Source organism: Rhizobium sp. TRM95796 (assembly GCF_025779995.1).
Taxonomy (GTDB): domain Bacteria; phylum Pseudomonadota; class Alphaproteobacteria; order Rhizobiales; family Rhizobiaceae; genus Rhizobium_E.
The window spans coordinates 265,020-283,657 of sequence record NZ_JAOXHE010000004.1 but is presented as its reverse complement, the minus strand read 5'-3'; the positions used below and the strand labels follow the sequence as shown (position 1 = coordinate 283,657).

Sequence of the window (18,638 nt, the reverse complement as noted above, 5' to 3'; positions counted from 1 at the left end):
ATCCTTTGGGGCGCGATCCAAGGGAGCCAGACATGGCGGAAGAGATCAACAATTTGGTTCTGGAGCATCTGCGGGCCATCCGCACGGACATACGCGACATAAAGGAAACGCTTTGGGATCATGGTCACCGGCTTGGGCGCCTTGAGATCAGCTTGGCCGGCATGAGGCGCGAACAGTCGGGCGACGCCGAAAACGTCGCGTTGATGGGGCTTCGGGTCGACCGTCTTGCCGAGGACGTCGAACGCATCAAGCATCGCCTTGAACTGGTCGATTGAAGACGACGGTGAGATTGTTTTTCCGGGCGTTGCTGAGCATCCTCGCATTTGTTGTGCTCGGCACGCTGATACCCAGACCACTTTTCACGTCGCCAGAGTTCGACCAGCCGCACACAACGATCCTCGTCCTCTCAAACCCGATCCACACCGACATCGCCATCCCGCTCGACGGGGCCATCCGCGCCCGGTTCGGCTTTGTCGAGACCGCCGGCGCGCCGATCTTCCATCCCGACGCCGCCTGGCTGATCCTCGGCTGGGGCGGTCGATCCTTCTATCTAGAGACGCCGGACTGGTCGGACCTCAAGCCTATGCCGGTCATCAGGGCGCTGACCGTGGATCGCGCCGTGATGCATGTCGGCGTGGCGCGGAGCTCGCTGTCGGCGGCTCCGGATGTTCGCGCCATTGCGCTCGACGCCGAGGGCTATGCGCGTCTTCTCGATCATATCGAGCAGAGCTTCACGCGAATAGACGGCCAGCCCATCGCCATCCCCGGCGCAGGCTACGGGCAGAGCGACGCCTTTTTCGAAGCCGACGGCTGGTTCAATGCGCTGGTCGGCTGCAACACCTGGACGGCGGCGGCGTTGCGCGCGGCCGGGGTCTCGACCGGCTGGTGGACGCCCTTGCCGCAATTGCTGACCCTCTCGCTCGACCTGCACAACCGGGAGCCCTGATCACCAAAATATCCGCCGTCACGTCTTGCCGCGCCGTACATCCGCTTTCGCCTCATGCGGCGTCTTCGCCCAGAAAAACGGTCGGTCGCGCAATTCCCGCATCGCCTTCCACGCGGCCCAGGACATCATCAGCCAATAGACCGGCACGAAGAAGCGCGCAGTCCCCAGCCGCCTGCGCTCCTCCTTGGGCATCGCGCCCCAGCCCATCAGCGTGAAGACCATGTAGGAGCCGAACAGATTGGCGAGGTCGATCGCAAACAACGCCTGCTCCCAATGCGAATAGGGCTCCGACGTCGCGACATGGGCGATGGAGGAGGCGACCAACAGCAACGTCAGCGGATGGGCGAGCGCCGAAAGAAGCTGTCCCGTCACCACCAGATGAAAGGCGAGAAAGCCTCGAAAGCCGAGATCGCGGTAGAGACGGGCGGGGTCGCGCATATGGGCGAGCCAGGTCTGCATCCAGCCCTTGTGCCAGCGGCTGCGCTGGTTGATCCAGACGCGCTGCCGGGTCGGCGCATCCTCGACGGTGGGCCGCGTCAGCATTTCCGTTGCATGGCCGGCGCGATGGAGCCGCATGCCGAGATCGGCGTCTTCGGTGACGTTGTAGGGGTCCCAGCCGCCCACCGCCCTCAAGACGTCGGTGCGAAAATGATTTGACGTTCCTCCGAGCGGCAGCGGCAGGCCACGCTCGGCGAGAAACGGCAGCAGTCGACGAAACAGCGCCGAATATTCGAGCGCGAACAATGCGGGCAGCGCCCCCTCCCCGCCATTGCCGATCACCAGAGGCGACTGGAAGCAGGCGGTCCGAGGCGCGGCGCGAAAATGATGCCAGGCTTCGATCAACTGGTCGGCATGGGGCCGGTCTTCGGCGTCATAGATCACCAGGAATTCGCCTCGGGCTTCGATCAGGCCGTAATTCAGCGCTTTCGGCTTGGTGCGCGGGCCGATGTCGGGGACGACGACCACCTCATATTCGGGACCGAGATCGATCGCTCTCAACGCCGTTATCGTCGCGTCGTCCCGCTCCTCGCAGAGCAGTTTGATGTCGAGCCGTGATCGCGGCCAGTTCAGCCCGTTCAACCGCTCGATCAACTGCCCGACGACGGCGGCTTCGTCATAAAGGGCGGCGAGAACGGTATAGACGGGCGTCGGTCCGGGATCGGCCGGGAAGTTCTGTCGGCGATTGAGCGGCGCGCCGGCCTTCAGCGCCGCCAGCCGCAGCAGGAGCATGATGCAGAACAGCATCGAGAACAGGAGATGCAGACCGTAGGCCGTGCTCACGGGATGGACGGCCAGCATGACGAAGACAAGCGCCAGAAGAATGGCAGCCGCGACCTTCTGGCCTTTCGACAGCACTTCATGGGCGCTGATGTCCGGATGAGCCCGCGCCAGACCGAAGGCAGCCTGCTCCGCCCGCCGCAGACGCCCGGTCTCGCGCACCGCCGCCCGTAGGGCGCTGGGCGTGGTGACCGCAAACTGCTCCCTCAATCTCGGCGCGCGCTCGAACTGCGCTCTTTCTTCGAAGAGGCGCAACAGTTCCGGCACGATCACGGTGAGCGGCGATCCATCGGGTCTGCGGCAACGGATGATGCGCGGCCGGGTCAGTTGCGTGTCGATCGCCGCACAATCGGCCAGCAAGGCAGGCGGGACATTGTCCATGAACGGCAGGCCGAGCCCGCGCGCCAGAGCGCCGTAATAGGCGTCTTCCCGCACCCGCCCGTCCGACAGAAGTTCCTGCTCCAGTGTCGCCCCGCTCAACGTCGCTCGCCTTTCGAGTTCGTCGAGCCATGGCTTGGAAAGGCCGAGCTTTGCAAGCACCGCTCTTTCTTTCGCGAGATGAGCTTTTGCGAAATCCGGCGGGTTTCCCGCTTCCGGCGGATGCGGCTTCGGCTTGTCGTGTCTTCGCCGGCGCCAATGCTCGAAATGAAACCGTTCCCCGTCCAGCATGACTCTGATACATCCGATGAAAGAGAAAATTCGATATAAAACGGATCCATCATAATGAAGCCTGGGGTTGTGTCACGTTGTTTTTTGCTGCTGGCCGCTCTCGCTGTCGGCGCGCCGAACTCCGCGCCGGCCGCGCCTCCGGCCGGTCAGGGCATGCTCTATCCGTTCGACCCGCGCGAAAAAGTCGCCAAACCCGATCTCCGCGCCATTCCCCGCCTGCGGTTTCTGACAACCGTGGATTTTCCGCCCTTCAACTTTATCGACCAGTCGGGCAAGTTGTCGGGTTTCCACGTCGATCTCGCCCGCGAAATCTGCGCTGCGCTGGACATGATGGAGCGGTGTCAGATCGAAGCGGCGCCCTATGCGGAACTCGTCACCCGCCTCGACAAGGGTGAAGGAGAGGTCGCCGTCGCCGGCGCCCGCATTACGCCGGACTTGCGCGACAGCCATGAATTCAGCCGTGTCTATCTGCGCCTGCCGGCGCGTTTCGCCGCCCGTCGCGCCGATGCAGGCCCGCAGCGCGCGCCCGCCGATCTCGGCGATCGTCCGGTCGGCGTATTGAAGGGCTCTGCGCATGAGGCCATGGCCAAGGCCTTCTTCCCGACCCTGTCGCTCGTCGGCTTTGCAGATCGCCCGACCATGCTGGCGGCTCTGCGCAAGGGAGAGGTCAAGGCCGTGTTCGGCGATGCGCTGCAACTGTCCTTCTGGCTGGACTCCAAGGACGCAGACAATTGCTGCGATTTTCTCGGCGGCCCGTATTACTCCTCGCATTTCCTCGGCGAAGGCATGGCGGCGATGACCGCTCCCGCCAATCCGGTGGTGGCCCAGGCTCTCGATCACGCCTTGATCGCCATCGCCCGCAATGGTCGCCTGGCCGATCTCTACCTCAGGTATTTTCCGAAGGGCTTATAAGCCAGCCATGTATCAGACGCAAAGCAGGCATGCGACGTCCCGCCGCGCTGTATTTTATGCTGCATTGCGGCATAAAATTCCTTAGTGTGAAAAACACAAGAATTGAGCGGCGGCGGCTGCGCCGCGCCGGACCTGACGGAGACTGCATATGATCGGCAAGAAAGTTCCAAACGTCACCTTCCGCACCCGCGTGCGCGACGACTCCATCGGCGGACCTAATCCGTTCCGCTGGGAAGACAAGACCAGCGCCGACTATTTCAAGGGTAAGCGCGTGGTTCTGTTCTCGCTGCCGGGCGCGTTCACCCCGACCTGCTCCACCTATCAGCTGCCGGATTTCGAAAAGCTCTATCCCGATTTCCAGGCCGAAGGCGTCGACGAGATCTACTGCATCTCGGTCAACGACGCTTTCGTCATGAACGCCTGGGGCAAGAGCCAGGGCGTGGCCAACATCAAGCTCATTCCGGACGGTTCGGGCGATTTTACACGCAAGATGGGCATGCTGGTCGCCAAGGACAATCTCGGCTTCGGCATGCGCTCCTGGCGCTACGGCGCCGTGATCAATGACGGCGTGGTCGAGCAATGGTTCGAGGAGGAAGGCTTTTCCGACAATTGCGAAACCGATCCCTACGGCGTCTCTTCGCCGCAGAACATCCTCGAAAACCTGCGCGGTCTGAGGCAGGCCGCCTGATCGACCGTCAAGGTCGTCGTCCTGCGAGTATCACCCCGGAAATCCTTGCGATTTCCGGGGTGTTTTTATGGGGCAAAGCAGGCGAAAGACATTGCGCCGCGATGGAAAATCGCTTCAGATGCGGTCACGCAGGAGAGAATGAATGATCTACGTCATCGCTGTACTCGAGACCGAACCGTCCGAAACCGCCCGCGTGATCGCGGCCGCCGAACCGTTGATCGCGGCCACCCAGGCCGAAGCCGGTTGCGTCTCCTATGAGCTCCACGCCGATGTCCGCAAGCCGAGCCGGCTGGTCTTCGTCGAGACCTGGGAGAGCCGCGATCATCTCGAGGCGCATTTCAAGACGCCCCATATCGCCGCCTTCGGAGCCGCCATCTCGGGCGCGGTGTTGAAGCAGCGGCTGGAGATTATCGACGCGGCCGATGTGGAGGTGAGCTGACATGCCCTACCGCTCCACCCGCGTCTCCAAGGAAGCAGAAGCCGGAGATCCCGTCGGCCTGGTCGTTCTGACCCATGACGAACGGCATCTGCGCCGTAAGCTCCTGCATCTCACCAATGGCGACGTGATCATGCTCGATCTCAAGGAGCCCGTGGTGCTGGACCATGGCGACCTGCTGATGATCGATGGCGGAGACGGTTTCGTCGAAGTCGTCGCTGCGGACGAGAAACTTCTCGAGGTCAAGGCGCGCGACGCGCTCCACCAAATGCAGATCGCCTGGCATCTCGGCAACCGTCACCTCGCCGCGCAAATCGAATCCGACCGTATCCTGATCGAGCGCGATCATGTCATCAAGGCGATGCTCGAAGGGCTCGACGCCGCGGTGACCGAAGTCGTCGAGCCGTTCAGCCCCGTTCATGGCGCCTATCACGGTCATGGCGGACATGGGCATCATGGCCACTGAGACCTCGTCGCGCGCGCTCATCCGGCTGATGGCATGGCTGTCGCCGGCTTTTCCCGTCGGCGGCTTCGCCTATTCGGGCGGCTTGGAAAGCGCGGTTCACGATGGCGCAGCGAACGATCCCGCGGCGCTTCGGCAATGGTTCGAAACGCTTCTCACGCGGGGCGCCTGGCGCAATGACGGGGTGCTGCTCGCAGAAGGCTGGCGGAGCGTCGACGATCCCGAAAGGCTCGCCGCCGTCGCGGCGCTGGCGGAAGCCTTGGCGGGCTCGGCGGAGCGACATCTCGAGGTCCTCACCATCGGCGAGGCTTTCGCCGCCGCCGCCGCCGCATGGCCGCATCCCGCGCTCGACAGCCTCGGAAGCCGCCCCCCCTATAGCGTCGCCGTGGGCGTCGTCGCTTCGGCGCAGGCGATTCCGCTCGAAAGCTGCCTTGCCGCCTTCTACCATGCGCTTCTCTCGCAGGGCGTTTCCGCAGCCATCCGCTTCGGCGTCATCGGGCAGCGCCAGGGCGTCGCGCTTCTCGCCGAACTGGAGGAAACGATCCTGATCGCCGCCCGGCAAACCGCTTGCTCGACCCTGGACGACCTGGGCTCGGCTGCGATTGGCGCGGACATTGCTTCGCTTCGCCACGAGACCCAACACACGAGACTGTTCCGTTCCTGATAGCCGTCCACGCCCGCCGTGAAGAAACCGCGAGCAGGGCGCGGCTGAAGACTGAAGAAGGATTTTGAAGATGACGTCGAGAAACGGTCCCTTGCGAATCGGCATCGGCGGACCCGTGGGGTCCGGCAAGACCGCGTTGACCGAAAAGCTCTGCAAGGCCATGCGCGAGGAGTTTTCCGTCGCCGTGGTCACCAACGACATTTATACGCGGGAAGACGCCGACGCGCTGGTGCGGATGCAGGCTTTGCCGTCGGAGCGCATCGTGGGCGTCGAGACCGGCGGCTGCCCGCACACCGCCATCCGTGAGGACGCGTCGATCAATCTCGCGGCCATCGCCGATCTCAATCGCCGCTTTCCCGACTTGGACATCGTGTTCATCGAATCCGGCGGCGACAATCTCGCCGCCACCTTTTCCCCGGATCTGGCCGACCTCACCATTTATGTAATTTCGGTTTGCCAGGGGGAGGAGATCCCCCGCAAGGGCGGACCCGGCATCACGAAGTCGGATCTGCTGTTGATCAACAAGAAGGATCTCGCGCCCTATGTCGGCGCCGATCTCGACGTCATGGAAAAAGATGCGACGCGCATGCGCGCCGGCAAACCCTTCGTTTTTTCGGACCTCAAACGTGGAGACGGGGTCGACGACATCATCGGATATGTCAAACGGTACGGCGGACTGGCGGCCTGAGGCGCCGCTTCCCGATCATGGGCCGGGCGACCGCCCGGCTCAGCATGCGCTCACTCGAACCAGTCGTCGTGACGAATGCTCTCAATCAATTCCTGGCGCTCGGCTTTGTCGAGTTTGCGAATGCTTCGCTTTTTCTTGCGCATGCGTTCGGCCATGGGATAACGGTGGCTCTTCACTGCAGAGCGTGAGGCCGGTTCGGCGCCGAGTTGCACGGCGATGCCGGAGAAGAAATTCCAACTGGCGTTCAACGTGGACATGATGGCCTCCTTGGCCAACAACGCGATCGTCTTTCCCTCCTACACGACCGCAGTTAATATTTAAGGCGCTTCTTTGTTTCAATGCTAGAATTGGGGCAAAGTTCCGACGCTTCAAGCGGCATCTGCCTCTTTTTCGCCCGCCCGGGCCTCACGATTTCGTCAGATGAAACCGAACAGCACGATGGCGACAAACACGAACGCCGCGAGCGTCGATGCGGCCATCACCGTTTTTTCAACGGCCGACGCGGCGGAAAAGGCGCGCATCGGCCTCTGGGCGGACTTGCTGGCGATCGTCATGAAGGACTCCTGAGATAGGCCGATGAAATGTGTGAAGGGGCGGCGGCGAAGGTTTGGGCGATCCTGCGGCCATCGCTGTTTTCCAAACGATGCGCCAGCCTGTAGCCGGCCGGCCAGCGACCATGACCGCTGTCGATATTGACATGCCCCGCATGGCCGAGATCGACAAAGCCGCCGTTCAGCCGCTCGGACAGCGCCTTTGCATCCGCGAACCGCATATAGGGATCGTTGCGGCTGCCCACGACGAGAGTCGGAAAAGCGGCTCCGGCGCATGGCAGCGCGGCTGCGCCGACGGCGCCGGGGTGGAGGCTGCGCACCCGATCCGGATCGCAGGGCGCGACCAGAAGCGCTGCGCCGACCTTGGACGCGGCGGGCCGACCCGCGAGATTGGCCGCAACCAGAGCGCCGAAACTATGCGCCACCAGCGTCGCGCCGGGGTGTTCGTAAATCGCCCGCTCCAGCCTGACCAGCCATTCGCCGAGATCGGGCCGAGCCCAATTGCGCTGCTCGACCAGCACCGCATCCGCATCGTCCTCGAGCCAGTGCTGCTGCCAATGGCCGGGACCGGAACCGTTCATGCCGGGAATGATCAATCGGGTCGACATCGCTTCTTCGCCTCGCCGCTCCATGCGACGACAGAAGATTGCCATAGCGCAAAGCCGAACCGAAGAAAAGATATTCTATAATTTCTATAGGAAATAAAAATCGAAAACCGCAGCGCGCCGAAGCGCGCCGCAGAAAGCGCAAAGACCTTACTTCAGCGCCGCCACCAAAGCCTTGAGATCGGCCTCGACGAGCGGCCGGATGTCGTCTCGCGACAAGGCGAAAGCGATGTTGGCCATGATGAACCCGTCCTTGGCGCCGGTGTCGTAGGTGGCGCCCCTATAGTGATAGCCGGTGAACGACTGCTGCTTCACGAGCTTGAGCATGCCGTCGGTCAACTGGATTTCGTTTCCGGCGCCGCGCTCCTGGGTTTCGAGAATCTCGAAGATCTCGGGCTGCAGGATGTAGCGGCCGTTGATGAAGAAGTTGGAAGGCTGCGTCCCCGGCGCGGGCTTTTCCACCATATCGGTGATGCGGAAACCTTCGCCGACCGCCTCGCCCGTGGCCACGATGCCGTAGCGATGGGCGAGTTCCGGCGCGCATTCCTCCACAGCGATCACATTGCCGCCGGCGACCTCATAGAGCTCCATCATGCCCTTGAGGCAGCCTTTCTCCGATTTCATGATCATGTCGGGCAAAAGAAGCGCAAAAGGCTCCTGTCCGACGATGTCGCGCGCGCACCAAACGGCATGGCCCAGACCCAGGGGCTCCTGCTGGCGCGTGAAGCTGGCCGTTCCGGCCTTGGGAAGGATGGATTCGAGCAGCGAAAGCTCGGCCTTCTTGTTGCGCGCCTTCAACGTCGCTTCCAGTTCGTACTGGATGTCGAAATAGTCTTCGATCACGCCCTTGCCGCGGCCCGTGACGAAGACGAAGTGTTCGACCCCGGCCTCGATCGCCTCGTCCACGACATATTGGATCACCGGCTTGTCGACCACAGTCATCATTTCCTTGGGCACCGCCTTGGTGGCCGGAAGAAAACGCGTGCCGAGGCCGGCGACCGGAAAAACAGCCTTCTTTACTCTGGCGTGACCCACCACTGATCTCCATCTCTAGGTTCTGGATTGTGTGCGATATTTGAACGCATTTTTCCGAGGTTGCTACTTTTTTTTAAAGAAGTGACGAGAGGCGCGGCTGATGGTAAAGAATTTGTTGACCACAGCTCTGTATTTTGTCGCATTAACCGGCAGCGCCGGTGTCCAGGAACATGAATGAACCGGATGATTGCCATGAAGCATAGAGAGATCCTCGCCCGTATCCGCAGTTTCGCCCCGGCGCTCGCCGTGATGGGAGCGCTGTTTGCTGGTCCAGCTCACGCAGACAAAGGCTTCGTCAACTGGATCAACAACTTCTATCCAGTCGCGGCCGAAGCCGGCATCAGCCGGGACACCTACGTGCGCGCCTTCCGCGGCGTGAGCGAACCCGATCCCACCGTCATCGAAAAAGCCAATTATCAGCCCGAATTCAAGCACCGAATCTGGGAGTATCTCGACAGCCGGGTCAATCCCTACACGGCCGGCATCGGGCGCGACATGCTGAGAAAGCACGGTCGCACTTTGGCGGCGGTCGAGAAACATTTCGGGGTGGATCGTCATATCCTGCTGGCGATCTGGTCCATGGAGAGCAATTACGGCGCGGTTCTCGAAAAACCCGACAGATTGCATAATGTTCCGCGCGCGCTGGCGAGCCTCGCCTATATCGACAAGAAGCGCGCGAAATTCGCGCGCACGCAGTTGATCGCGGCTCTGAAGATCCTGCAGCGCGGCGACGTCGCGCCCGAGGGCCTGACCGGCTCCTGGGCGGGCGCCATGGGCCACACCCAGTTCATTCCGACCAGCTATCTGCTCTATGGCTACGACGCCGACGGCAATGGCCGCCGCGACATCTGGAATTCGATCCCCGACGCGCTCGCGACGTCGGCAAATCTGCTCGCCAAGAATGGATGGCAGCAGGGCAAGACCTGGGGTTACGAAGTCGTGGCGCCGGCCGGCGCCGACAATTATATCGGCCGCACCAAGACGCTCGGCGAGTGGCAGAAACTCGGTTTCCTGCGTCCGAACGGCAAAGGCTTCAAGTTCGGCAAGGACCGCGCCACGCTGAAAATGCCGGCTGGAGCCAATGGCCCCGCATTTCTGATGACCAAGAACTTCTTCGTCATCAAGAAGTACAACGCCGCCGATTCCTACGCGCTCGCCGTCGGCATGCTGGCCGACGAGATCGCCGGCTATGGCGGTCTGCAGCAGAACTGGCCACGCCCGGCCGGCACGCTCGACGTCAAGCAGAAGTTCGAACTGCAGGAGCGCATGAAGGCGCTCGGCTATTACGACGGCGCCATCGACGGGAATTTCGGGTCGGGCTCCAAGGCCGCCATCTCCGCGATCCAGTCGCAGCTCGGCATGCAGCCGGATGGCAAACCGTCCGAAGCGCTTCTCAACGCCTTGCGCCGCTGACGGGCCTCGCATACATCTGAGGAGGGAAGCCGGGCCCAGCCCGGCTTTCGCATTTCCGCCGGCAAGGGAGACGCCGATGGCCGCACAAAGCCACACTCAATCCGGAGCGTCCAGCGTCAAGCGCCTGATCGTGCTGGTTCTCGCGCTCCTGATGATCCCCCTGTCCGATTTCGCGATGTCGGCCGCTCAGGCGCAGGAGTTTCGCCAACGGCGGTCCATCCTCGACGTCATTCTCGGTCGGCCGCAGGCGCGCCAGCGTGATGTCGAACGACCCCAACGTGTCCGTCCCCGCCGCAACGCCTCCAAGAAACGCAACGTCCAATCGGTGAAAACCGCACCCGCGGCGGTGCTCGCGAAGAAGGACGACGCCCGGAAGATCGTGGTGATCGGCGATTTCATGGCGTCCGGACTCGCCGACGGCCTCGCCGCTGCTTTCGCCCAGGATCCGACGATCAGTGTGGTCAAGGAGACCGACGGCGCATCGGGCCTGGTCCGCACGGATCATCTCGACTGGCCGAAAACGCTTCTCGAGAAGATCGACAAGCACAAGCCTTCGTTGATCGTCATCATGCTCGGCTCGAACGATCGCCAGGAAATCCGCACCGGCGGCGTCACCGAGAGATTTCGTTCCGAGGGGTGGGACCGCGAATATCAGCGCCGGGTCGACGACCTCGCAGCCACAGCGACCCGCGCCGGCATCCCGTTCATCTGGACCGGCCTGCCCTCCTTTCAGTCATCCTCCCTGAGCGCCGACGCCGCCACGCTCAACAATGTCTACCGCACAAGAATGGAAGCGGTCGGTGGAACCTTCATCGACATCTGGGACGGTTTTGCCGACGAGAGCGGCAAATTCATCGCCACCGGTTCCGACATCAACGGCCAGCCGGTCCGACTGCGCGGCTCCGACGGAGTGAGCCTCACCAAGGCGGGCAAGCGCAAGATGGCGTTCTACCTCGAAAAGGACATCATCCGCCTGCTCGGCGGCGACGCCATGTCCACGCTCGTCCGCCTGGACGCCACCGGCCTGCCGCTCGACGCCGCACCGAAGACGGAACTTCACGAGATTACCGCTTTGCCTCCGATCAGCCTTTCGGATCCGGATCTGGATGGTTCGACGGAACTGCTCGATCAGACGCTTCTGCCTCAAACGGCCGGCAAGACGCCGCGCGATCTTCTGATCGAAAGAGGCGAGACGGCCCCCGCCCCGGCAGGTCGCGTCGACGATTATCGCTGGCCTGCGAACGCAAAGCCCGCGGGCTGAGCCGCGGGCTTCAAATCTTCCGAAGTGTTACGCTTTGTCAGCGCGGCAGCGTCGTGGCGCCCATCAGAGCCTCGTCGATGGCGCGGGCCGCCTGACGGCCCTCGCGGATCGCCCAGACCACCAGCGACTGGCCACGGCGCACATCGCCCGCCGTCCAGAACTTGTCGACCGAAGTCTTGTAGCTCTTGTCGTCGGCCACCACGTTGGTCGAGCCGCGCCGATCGGTGTTGAGCGTCAGCTTCTCGCCGAGATCGGCGATCACGCCATTCATATAGGGTCCGCGGAAACCGATGGCGATGAAGGCGAGATCGGCCTTGATGATGAACTCCGTGCCGGCGATCGGCTTGCGGCGCTCGTCGACCTGGCAGCATTTGACGCCGGTCAGAATGCCATCTTCGCCGACGAATTCCAGCGTCGCGACCTGGAATTCGCGGATCGCGCCTTCGGCCTGCGAAGAGGAGGTGCGCATCTTGGTCGCCCAATAGGGCCAGACCGCGAGCTTGTCTTCCTTCTCGGGCGGCATCGGGCGGATGTCGAGCTGGGACACCTTCACCGCGCCCTGACGGAACGCAGTGCCGACGCAGTCCGACGCCGTGTCGCCGCCGCCGACGACCACGACATGCTTGCCGCCGGCCAGGATCGGCGCGGACGGCCAGCCGACGCTGTCGATATTCTCGCGGCCGACGCGACGGTTCTGCTGCACCAGATAGGGCATCGCGTCATGCACGCCATGCAGGTCGACGCCGGGAATGCCGGCGTCGCGCGGGGTTTCCGAGCCGCCGCAATAGAGAACCGCGTCATACTTCGCGAGCAGTTCTTCCACCTTGACGTCGACGCCGACATTGACGCCGCACTGGAAGGTCACGCCCTCGCCCTTCATCTGCTCGACGCGGCGATCGATGAAGTTCTTTTCCATCTTGAAGTCGGGAATGCCATAGCGCAGCAGGCCGCCGGGCTTGGTTTCCCGCTCGTAGACGGTCACGTCATGGCCGGCGCGAGCAAGCTGCTGCGCCGCCGCCATGCCGGCAGGGCCTGAACCGATGACGGCGACGGTCTTGTTGGTCTTGGTGGTGGCCGGCTGCGGCACGATATAGCCCATTTCATAGGCCTTGTCGGCGATCGCCTGTTCCACGGTCTTGATCGCCACGGGCGCGTCTTCGAGATTCAGCGTGCAGGCCTCCTCGCAGGGAGCGGGGCAGACGCGGCCGGTGAATTCCGGGAAGTTGTTGGTGGAATGGAGGTTGCGGATCGCCTCTTCCCACTTGTTGTTGAACACCAGATCGTTCCAGTCTGGGATCTGGTTATGCACCGGACAGCCGGTCGGGCCATGGCAGAAGGGAATGCCGCAATCCATGCAGCGGGCGGCCTGTTTCTCCACTTCCGGATCCGACATCGGAATGGTGAATTCGCGGAAATGGCGAATGCGGTCCGAAGCCGGCTGATACTTGCCGACCTGTCTGTCGATCTCGAGAAAACCCGTAACCTTGCCCATCTTCCCTTGCCTGCCCTCTTCTCGCCGTTCTCCGGCTCGTTACCTGACCCAATTCTCTAGCTTCAATCCCGGCACCCGGGAAAATTCTCTCTCATTGTCCGTCACCAGCACCGCATCCAGCGCCAGCGCATGCGCCGCGATCCAGAGATCGTTCGGCCCGATGTTTTGCCCCTGGCGAAGCGCATGGCGTATTTCAGCGTAATGCGAAGCGGTGGCCTCATCGAGAGGCCACACGACTATAGCCCCCAGCAGAGCCTCCAGAGCCGCCTTTTTGCGAAAACCGGGATTCCCGCGAAGGCCGAACAAGAGCTCTCCCTTAACGACGATACTCGTCCCGATCTCCTCTTGCGCATGCCGCTCCAAAGCCTCCGACGCTATACCCTTTGGATTTCGAATGGCGTCTGAGATCACATTCGTATCCAGAAGATAGCGCATCACAGATCCACGTCGTCCAATTCAGCAAGACCCTCATCACCCGGATCGCCCGGAAAATCCTCGATCGGCCCAATATGCCGCAACCAATCCAGGACTTCGATCAGCGTCTTCTTCCGTTCGACCGGACTGAGATGGACCACGCCATCTCCATCCTTCCAGATCGTCACTTTGTCGGTATCGAACTCGTACTCCTTCGGAATTCGCACCGCCTGGCTCCGACCGTTGCGGAATACGCTGATTTCCTTCTTTACGTGCCCTTGGTCGTCCATAAGAGCCTCCATAGCCGTCATATGCCAATGTCATATCACAGCTATGGCCGGCCGCCAACTTACTCGGCGGCCTCCTGCGTCTGCATCCGCTCCATGTCCTCCAGCGCGCGGCGATATTCGACCGGCATCACCTTGCGGAATTTCGGACGGTAGTCGGCCCAGTTGTCGAGGATCGCCTTGGCGCGGGTCGAGCCGGTATAATGGGCATGGTTGGAGATCAGCTGGAACAGCCGCTCCTCGTCATGCCGCGTCATGTCGCCGGAGACGTCGACCATACCCTTATGCGCGATGTCGCCGCCATGGTGATGCAGCTTTTCGAGCAGTTCGTCCTCTTCCGGCACCGGCTGCAATTCGACCATGGCCATGTTGCAGCGGCGGGCGAAATCGCCGCTCTCGTCGAGCACATAGGCAACGCCGCCGGACATGCCGGCCGCGAAGTTGCGGCCCGTCTCGCCGATGACCACGACCACGCCGCCGGTCATATATTCGCAGCCATGGTCGCCCACGCCTTCGACGACGGCGATCGCGCCCGAATTGCGCACGGCGAAGCGTTCGCCGGCCACGCCGCGAAAATAGCTCTCGCCGGCGATGGCGCCATACATCACGGTGTTGCCGACGATGATGGAGTCTTCAGCCACGATCTTCGAGTTCTGCGGCGGCCTGACGATGATGCGGCCGCCCGAGAGGCCCTTGCCGACATAATCGTTGCCGTCGCCTTCGAGCTCGAAGGTCACGCCGCGCGCCAAAAAGGCCGCAAAACTCTGCCCGGCCGTGCCCTTCAGCCTGACCGTGATCGTATCGTCCTTGAGGCCTTTGTGACCGAAGCGCTTGGCGACCTCTCCCGACAGCATGGCGCCGGCGGATCGGTCGACATTCTTGATCTCCGCGTCGATCACCACCGGCTGGCGGCTTTCGAGCGCGGGCTTGGCGGCTTCGATCAGCTTGCGATCGAGGATGTCGTCGATCGGATGCTTCTGGCGCGATGTCCAGCGCGTTTCCTCTTCGGCGGCCTCGACCTTGTGGAAGATCTTGGAGAAGTCCAGACCCTCCGCCTTCCAATGGCTGATGGCCGCATCCTTGGCGAGATATTCGCTGTGGCCGATGATCTCGTTCATGCTGCGGAAGCCCATCGAGGCCAGGATCTGGCGGACATCGTTGGCGATGAAGAAGAAATAGTTGATCACATGCTCGGGCGCGCCCTTGAAGCGCTTGCGCAGCACCGGATCCTGGGTGGCGACGCCAACCGGACAGGTGTTGAGATGGCATTTGCGCATCATGATGCAGCCGGCGGCGATCAGCGGCGCAGTGGAGAAGCCGAATTCGTCGGCGCCGAGCAGCGCCCCGATGATCACGTCGCGGCCAGTCTTGAGGCCGCCGTCGACCTGCAGCGCCACGCGAGAGCGCAAGCCGTTCAGCACCAGCGTCTGCTGGGTCTCGGCCAGACCGATTTCCCAGGGGCTGCCGGCATGCTTGAGCGAGGTGAGCGGAGACGCGCCCGTGCCGCCGTCATAACCAGACACGGTGATATGATCGGCGCGCGCCTTGGCGACGCCGGCCGCGACCGTGCCCACGCCCACTTCCGACACCAGCTTGACCGAGATGTCGGAGGTCGGGTTGACGTTCTTGAGATCGTAGATCAGCTGCGCCAGATCCTCGATCGAATAGATGTCGTGATGCGGCGGCGGCGAGATCAGGCCGACCCCCGGCGTCGAGTGACGGGTCTTGGCGATGGTCGCGTCGACCTTGTGGCCGGGCAGCTGGCCGCCTTCGCCGGGCTTGGCGCCCTGCGCGACCTTGATCTGCAGCATGTCGGCGTTGACGAGATATTCCGTCGTCACCCCGAAGCGGCCCGAAGCGATCTGCTTGATCGCCGAACGCTCCAGCGGCAGCGTGCCGTCCGCCTTGGGCAGATAGCGCTCGGCTTCCTCGCCGCCTTCGCCGGTGTTGGACTTGCCGCCGATCCTGTTCATGGCGATCGCCAGCGTCGTATGCGCCTCGCGGCTGATCGAGCCGAAGGACATGGCGCCGGTGGCGAAGCGCTTGACGATGTCGGCCGCGGGCTCGACCTCGGAGATATCGATCGGTTGACGGCCGAGTTCGGTCGCCGACTTGATCGAGAACAGCCCACGGATGGCGTTCATCCGCACCGAGGATTCGTTCACCAGGCGGGCGAATTCCTGATAGCGGTCTTCGGCGTTTCCGCGCACGGCGTGCTGAAGTTCGGCCACCACGTCGGGCGTCCAGGCATGGCTTTCGCCGCGCATGCGATAGGCGTATTCGCCGCCGATATCGAGCGAGGCGGCAAGGACAGGATCGCGACCGAAGGCCGACTGGTGACGATTGAAGGTTTCGCGCGCCACTTCCTTGAGGCCGACGCCCTCGATCTGGGTCGCGGTGCCGAAGAAGAACTTCTCGACGAAATCCGAGGCCAGGCCGACGGCGTCGAAGATCTGCGCGCCGCAATAGGACTGGTAGGTCGAGATGCCCATCTTGGACATGACCTTGAGGATGCCCTTACCCACGGCCTTGATATAGCGATAGACGACTTCGTCCTCGGAGACTTCCTTGGGGAATTCGCCGCGCTTGTGCATGTCGATCAGCGTGTCGAAGGCGAGATAAGGGTTGATGGCTTCCGCGCCATAGCCCGCCAGGCAGCAGAAGTGATGCACTTCGCGCGGCTCGCCCGATTCCACCACGATGCCCACCGAGGTGCGCAGGCCCTTGCGGATGAGATGGTTGTGCACCGCCGCCGTCGCCAGAAGCGCCGGGATCGCCACGCGGTCGGGGCCGACCTGACGGTCGGACAGCACGATGATGTTGTAGCCGCTCTTCACCGCCGTTTCGGCGCGGTCGCACAGCCGCTCCAGCATTTCCGGCATGGCTTCTGCGCCGCGTTCGACGTCATAGGTGAAGTCGAGCGTCTTGGTGTCGAAGCGGTCTTCGGTATGGCCGATCGAGCGGATCTTTTCGAGATCGCCGTTTGTCAGGATCGGCTGGCGCACTTCCAGACGCTTGGCGCGCGAGGCGCCGGCGTGATCGAGAATGTTCGGGCGCGGGCCGATGAACGACACCAGGCTCATCACCAGTTCCTCGCGGATCGGGTCGATCGGCGGGTTGGTGACCTGGGCGAAGTTCTGCTTGAAATAGGTGTAGAGCAGCTTGGCCTTGTCGGACATGGCCGAGATCGGCGTATCCGTGCCCATCGAGCCCACGGCTTCCTGACCGGTGGTCGCCATCGGCGACATCAGGATCTTGGTGTCCTCGATCGTATAGCCGAAGGCCTGCTGGCGATCGAGCAGCGACACGTCGCGGCGCAGCGCGCGCGGCTCCACCGGATCGAGATCTTCGAGGATCAGCTGGCTGCGGTCGAGCCAATCCTTGTAGGGATGCGCGCCGGCGATGCTGGCCTTCATGTCCTCGTCGGAAATGATCTGGCCCTTTTCCATGTCGATCAGCAGCATCTTTCCGGGCTGCAGACGCCACTTCTTGACGATCAGCTCTTCATCGACGGGCAGCACGCCGGCTTCCGAGGCCATGATGACGCGGTCGTCGGAGGTGACGACATAGCGGGCCGGGCGCAGGCCGTTGCGGTCGAGCGTCGCGCCGATCTGACGGCCGTCGGTGAAGGCCACGGCGGCGGGGCCGTCCCACGGCTCCATGAGCGCCGCGTGATATTCGTAGAACGCCTTGCGCTCGGGGCTCATCAACTGGTTGCCGGCCCAGGCTTCGGGGATCAGCATCATCACGGCATGCGCCAGCGAATAGCCGCCGCGCACGAGGAATTCGAGCGCGTTGTCGAAGCAGGCGGTGTCCGACTGCCCCTCATAGGAAATCGGCCAGAGCTTGGAGATGTCGTCGCCATAGAGCGGCGAGGACACCGACGCCTGGCGCGCCGCCATCCAGTTCACATTGCCGCGCAGCGTGTTGATTTCACCGTTATGGGCGACCATGCGATAGGGATGCGCGAGCTTCCAGGACGGGAAGGTGTTGGTGGAGAAGCGCTGATGCACGAGCGCGACGGCCGATTCGAAGCGCGGATCGGCGAGGTCCTTGTAGTAGGCGCCCACCTGATAGGCGAGGAACATGCCCTTGTAGACCACGGTCGTGGTCGACAGCGACACGATGTAGAAGCCGTTGTCGACGCCCTGCGTCTCGGCATAGATGCGGTTGGAGATGACCTTGCGCAGCGTAAACAGGCGGCGTTCGAACTCGGCGTTGTCGGCCACGCCTTCGCCCGCGCCGATGAACACCTGCACATGGAAGGGTTCGGTGGCGGCGATCGCCGGGGCCTTGGACAGCGACGAATTATCCACGGGCACTTCGCGATAGCCGATCAGCGTCTGGCCTTCGGCGGCGACGACCTCGTTGATGACGCTCTTGATGTGTTCGCGCAGTTCGGCGTCCTGCGGCATGAACAGGAAGCCGACGGCATACTGGCCGGCCGACGGCAGCGTCACGCCCTGGGCCGCCATCTCCTCGCGGAAGAAGCGGTCGGGGATCTGCACGAGAATGCCCGCGCCGTCGCCCATCAGGGGATCGGCGCCGACGGCGCCGCGATGGGTGAGGTTTTCGAGCATGAACAGGCCGTCGCGCACGATCTGGTGCGACTTGACGCCCTTGAGATGACAGGTGAAGCCGACGCCGCAGGCGTCGTGTTCGTTGCGCGGATCGTAAAGGCCTTGTTTCTTCGGCAGACCCATAGCGTGAGAGGGCGTTTTCAGCGCAGCATCGGCCGAAAGACCGGTGAGCTGTCCGAATGCATGCGATGGCGTATGGTCCGTCATCTTCTTTCCTCCTGCCATGGGCCCGTCCCGGCGCCCGCGTGATCTCGCT

At 62.8% G+C, this 18,638-nt stretch carries 19 protein-coding genes; 10 read left to right on the top strand and 9 right to left on the bottom strand.

What is annotated here, in order from left to right; translation table 11 throughout:
• Window positions 1-32 precede the first annotated feature (32 nt).
• Both OCK01_RS10045 and OCK01_RS10040 read left to right on the top strand, forming a co-directional pair.
• Window positions 33-275, top strand: coding sequence for a hypothetical protein (locus tag OCK01_RS10045; protein ID WP_263823806.1), 243 nt, complete (start codon window positions 33-35; stop codon window positions 273-275).
• Window positions 272-946 (top strand): TIGR02117 family protein, encoded by a 675-nt coding sequence (locus OCK01_RS10040; RefSeq protein WP_412178993.1) that lies wholly within the window; start codon window positions 272-274, stop codon window positions 944-946. Before OCK01_RS10045 ends, OCK01_RS10040 begins: the two co-directional genes overlap by 4 nt.
• Window positions 947-964: 18 nt before the next feature.
• Here the strand turns inward: OCK01_RS10040 and OCK01_RS10035 are convergent, their stop codons facing one another.
• A complete protein-coding gene (locus OCK01_RS10035) occupies window positions 965-2,764 on the bottom strand; it encodes a glycosyltransferase (RefSeq protein ID WP_263823804.1) in 1,800 nt (599 codons plus the stop codon).
• A 183-nt stretch (window positions 2,765-2,947) separates the two neighbouring features.
• On the opposite strand from OCK01_RS10035, the gene OCK01_RS10030 reads away from it, so the two are divergent.
• The 6 genes from OCK01_RS10030 to ureG all read left to right on the top strand — a co-directional run bounded on the left by OCK01_RS10030 (window position 2,948) and on the right by ureG (window position 6,744).
• The gene (locus OCK01_RS10030) at window positions 2,948-3,805 is read left to right on the top strand and encodes a transporter substrate-binding domain-containing protein (protein WP_263823803.1); all 858 of its coding nucleotides are present in this window, start codon (window positions 2,948-2,950) and stop codon (window positions 3,803-3,805) included.
• 148 nt (window positions 3,806-3,953) lie between these two features.
• A complete protein-coding gene (locus tag OCK01_RS10025; RefSeq protein ID WP_182828386.1) occupies window positions 3,954-4,493 on the top strand; it encodes a peroxiredoxin in 540 nt (179 codons plus the stop codon).
• 142 nt (window positions 4,494-4,635) lie between these two features.
• Complete coding sequence (locus OCK01_RS10020) at window positions 4,636-4,932, top strand: putative quinol monooxygenase (RefSeq protein WP_263823802.1); 297 nt, start codon at window positions 4,636-4,638, stop codon at window positions 4,930-4,932.
• Between the two features lies 1 nt (window position 4,933).
• The gene (locus OCK01_RS10015; protein WP_182828384.1) at window positions 4,934-5,395 is read left to right on the top strand and encodes an urease accessory protein UreE; all 462 of its coding nucleotides are present in this window, start codon (window positions 4,934-4,936) and stop codon (window positions 5,393-5,395) included.
• On the top strand, window positions 5,385-6,056 hold the full coding sequence (locus OCK01_RS10010; RefSeq protein WP_263823801.1) for an urease accessory protein UreF: 672 nt from the start codon (window positions 5,385-5,387) through the stop codon (window positions 6,054-6,056). Before OCK01_RS10015 ends, OCK01_RS10010 begins: the two co-directional genes overlap by 11 nt.
• A 70-nt stretch (window positions 6,057-6,126) precedes the next feature.
• Window positions 6,127-6,744: an urease accessory protein UreG gene (gene ureG / locus OCK01_RS10005; RefSeq protein WP_263823800.1), complete on the top strand. Its 618-nt coding sequence runs from the start codon at window positions 6,127-6,129 to the stop codon at window positions 6,742-6,744.
• A gap of 50 nt (window positions 6,745-6,794) precedes the next feature.
• On the opposite strand, the gene OCK01_RS10000 is transcribed toward ureG, so the two are convergent.
• From OCK01_RS10000 to galU, 4 genes are all read right to left on the bottom strand, one after another.
• Window positions 6,795-7,001, bottom strand: a complete 207-nt coding sequence (locus tag OCK01_RS10000) for a hypothetical protein (RefSeq protein WP_263823799.1) — start codon at window positions 6,999-7,001, stop codon at window positions 6,795-6,797.
• Window positions 7,002-7,160: 159 nt separating this feature from the next.
• Window positions 7,161-7,298 carry a hypothetical protein gene (locus OCK01_RS09995; RefSeq protein WP_182828382.1) on the bottom strand — a complete coding sequence of 46 codons (138 nt, stop codon included), beginning with the start codon at window positions 7,296-7,298 and terminating at the stop codon, window positions 7,161-7,163.
• Window positions 7,295-7,903 (bottom strand): RBBP9/YdeN family alpha/beta hydrolase, encoded by a 609-nt coding sequence (locus tag OCK01_RS09990; protein ID WP_263823798.1) that lies wholly within the window; start codon window positions 7,901-7,903, stop codon window positions 7,295-7,297. The genes OCK01_RS09995 and OCK01_RS09990 overlap by 4 nt, the downstream gene beginning before the upstream one ends.
• Window positions 7,904-8,050: 147 nt before the next feature.
• Window positions 8,051-8,938: a UTP--glucose-1-phosphate uridylyltransferase GalU gene (gene galU / locus OCK01_RS09985; protein ID WP_263823797.1), complete on the bottom strand. Its 888-nt coding sequence runs from the start codon at window positions 8,936-8,938 to the stop codon at window positions 8,051-8,053.
• 171 nt (window positions 8,939-9,109) lie between these two features.
• Between galU and OCK01_RS09980 the strand changes: the two genes are divergently transcribed.
• Together OCK01_RS09980 and OCK01_RS09975 are read left to right on the top strand one after the other, a co-directional pair.
• A complete protein-coding gene (locus OCK01_RS09980) occupies window positions 9,110-10,348 on the top strand; it encodes a lytic murein transglycosylase (protein ID WP_412178992.1) in 1,239 nt (412 codons plus the stop codon).
• Between the two features lie 76 nt (window positions 10,349-10,424).
• Complete coding sequence (locus OCK01_RS09975; protein ID WP_263823796.1) at window positions 10,425-11,609, top strand: DUF459 domain-containing protein; 1,185 nt, start codon at window positions 10,425-10,427, stop codon at window positions 11,607-11,609.
• A 37-nt stretch (window positions 11,610-11,646) separates the two neighbouring features.
• Here OCK01_RS09975 and OCK01_RS09970 read toward each other — a convergent pair whose 3' ends face one another.
• From OCK01_RS09970 to gltB, 4 genes are read right to left on the bottom strand one after another with little or no spacing between them, the layout of a single operon-like run.
• Complete coding sequence (locus tag OCK01_RS09970) at window positions 11,647-13,101, bottom strand: glutamate synthase subunit beta (RefSeq protein WP_182828378.1); 1,455 nt, start codon at window positions 13,099-13,101, stop codon at window positions 11,647-11,649.
• A gap of 39 nt (window positions 13,102-13,140) precedes the next feature.
• Complete coding sequence (locus tag OCK01_RS09965; RefSeq protein ID WP_263823795.1) at window positions 13,141-13,539, bottom strand: type II toxin-antitoxin system VapC family toxin; 399 nt, start codon at window positions 13,537-13,539, stop codon at window positions 13,141-13,143.
• Window positions 13,536-13,805: an antitoxin gene (locus OCK01_RS09960; RefSeq protein WP_182828376.1), complete on the bottom strand. Its 270-nt coding sequence runs from the start codon at window positions 13,803-13,805 to the stop codon at window positions 13,536-13,538. The genes OCK01_RS09965 and OCK01_RS09960 overlap by 4 nt, the downstream gene beginning before the upstream one ends.
• A gap of 59 nt (window positions 13,806-13,864) precedes the next feature.
• Window positions 13,865-18,589, bottom strand: coding sequence for a glutamate synthase large subunit (gene gltB / locus OCK01_RS09955; protein ID WP_263823794.1), 4,725 nt, complete (start codon window positions 18,587-18,589; stop codon window positions 13,865-13,867).
• Window positions 18,590-18,638: the final 49 nt, after the last annotated feature.

What these genes read in the sequence shown, in the direction of transcription:
- OCK01_RS10030 (WP_263823803.1), top strand. Translation starts at nt 2,948, where the DNA reads ATGAAGCCTGGGGTTGTGTCACGTTGTTTTTTGCTGCTGGCCGCTCTC.
- OCK01_RS10010 (WP_263823801.1), top strand. Translation starts at nt 5,385, where the DNA reads ATGGCCACTGAGACCTCGTCGCGCGCGCTCATCCGGCTGATGGCATGG.
- OCK01_RS10045 (WP_263823806.1), top strand. Translation starts at nt 33, where the DNA reads ATGGCGGAAGAGATCAACAATTTGGTTCTGGAGCATCTGCGGGCCATC.
- OCK01_RS09990 (WP_263823798.1), bottom strand. Translation starts at nt 7,903, where the DNA reads ATGTCGACCCGATTGATCATTCCCGGCATGAACGGTTCCGGTCCCGGC.
- OCK01_RS09980 (WP_412178992.1), top strand. Translation starts at nt 9,110, where the DNA reads ATGAACCGGATGATTGCCATGAAGCATAGAGAGATCCTCGCCCGTATC.
- OCK01_RS09960 (WP_182828376.1), bottom strand. Translation starts at nt 13,805, where the DNA reads ATGGACGACCAAGGGCACGTAAAGAAGGAAATCAGCGTATTCCGCAAC.
- OCK01_RS10025 (WP_182828386.1), top strand. Translation starts at nt 3,954, where the DNA reads ATGATCGGCAAGAAAGTTCCAAACGTCACCTTCCGCACCCGCGTGCGC.
- OCK01_RS09995 (WP_182828382.1), bottom strand. Translation starts at nt 7,298, where the DNA reads ATGACGATCGCCAGCAAGTCCGCCCAGAGGCCGATGCGCGCCTTTTCC.
- OCK01_RS09970 (WP_182828378.1), bottom strand. Translation starts at nt 13,101, where the DNA reads ATGGGCAAGGTTACGGGTTTTCTCGAGATCGACAGACAGGTCGGCAAG.
- gltB (WP_263823794.1), bottom strand. Translation starts at nt 18,589, where the DNA reads ATGACGGACCATACGCCATCGCATGCATTCGGACAGCTCACCGGTCTT.
- OCK01_RS10015 (WP_182828384.1), top strand. Translation starts at nt 4,934, where the DNA reads ATGCCCTACCGCTCCACCCGCGTCTCCAAGGAAGCAGAAGCCGGAGAT.
- OCK01_RS10000 (WP_263823799.1), bottom strand. Translation starts at nt 7,001, where the DNA reads ATGTCCACGTTGAACGCCAGTTGGAATTTCTTCTCCGGCATCGCCGTG.
- ureG (WP_263823800.1), top strand. Translation starts at nt 6,127, where the DNA reads ATGACGTCGAGAAACGGTCCCTTGCGAATCGGCATCGGCGGACCCGTG.
- OCK01_RS09975 (WP_263823796.1), top strand. Translation starts at nt 10,425, where the DNA reads ATGGCCGCACAAAGCCACACTCAATCCGGAGCGTCCAGCGTCAAGCGC.
- OCK01_RS10020 (WP_263823802.1), top strand. Translation starts at nt 4,636, where the DNA reads ATGATCTACGTCATCGCTGTACTCGAGACCGAACCGTCCGAAACCGCC.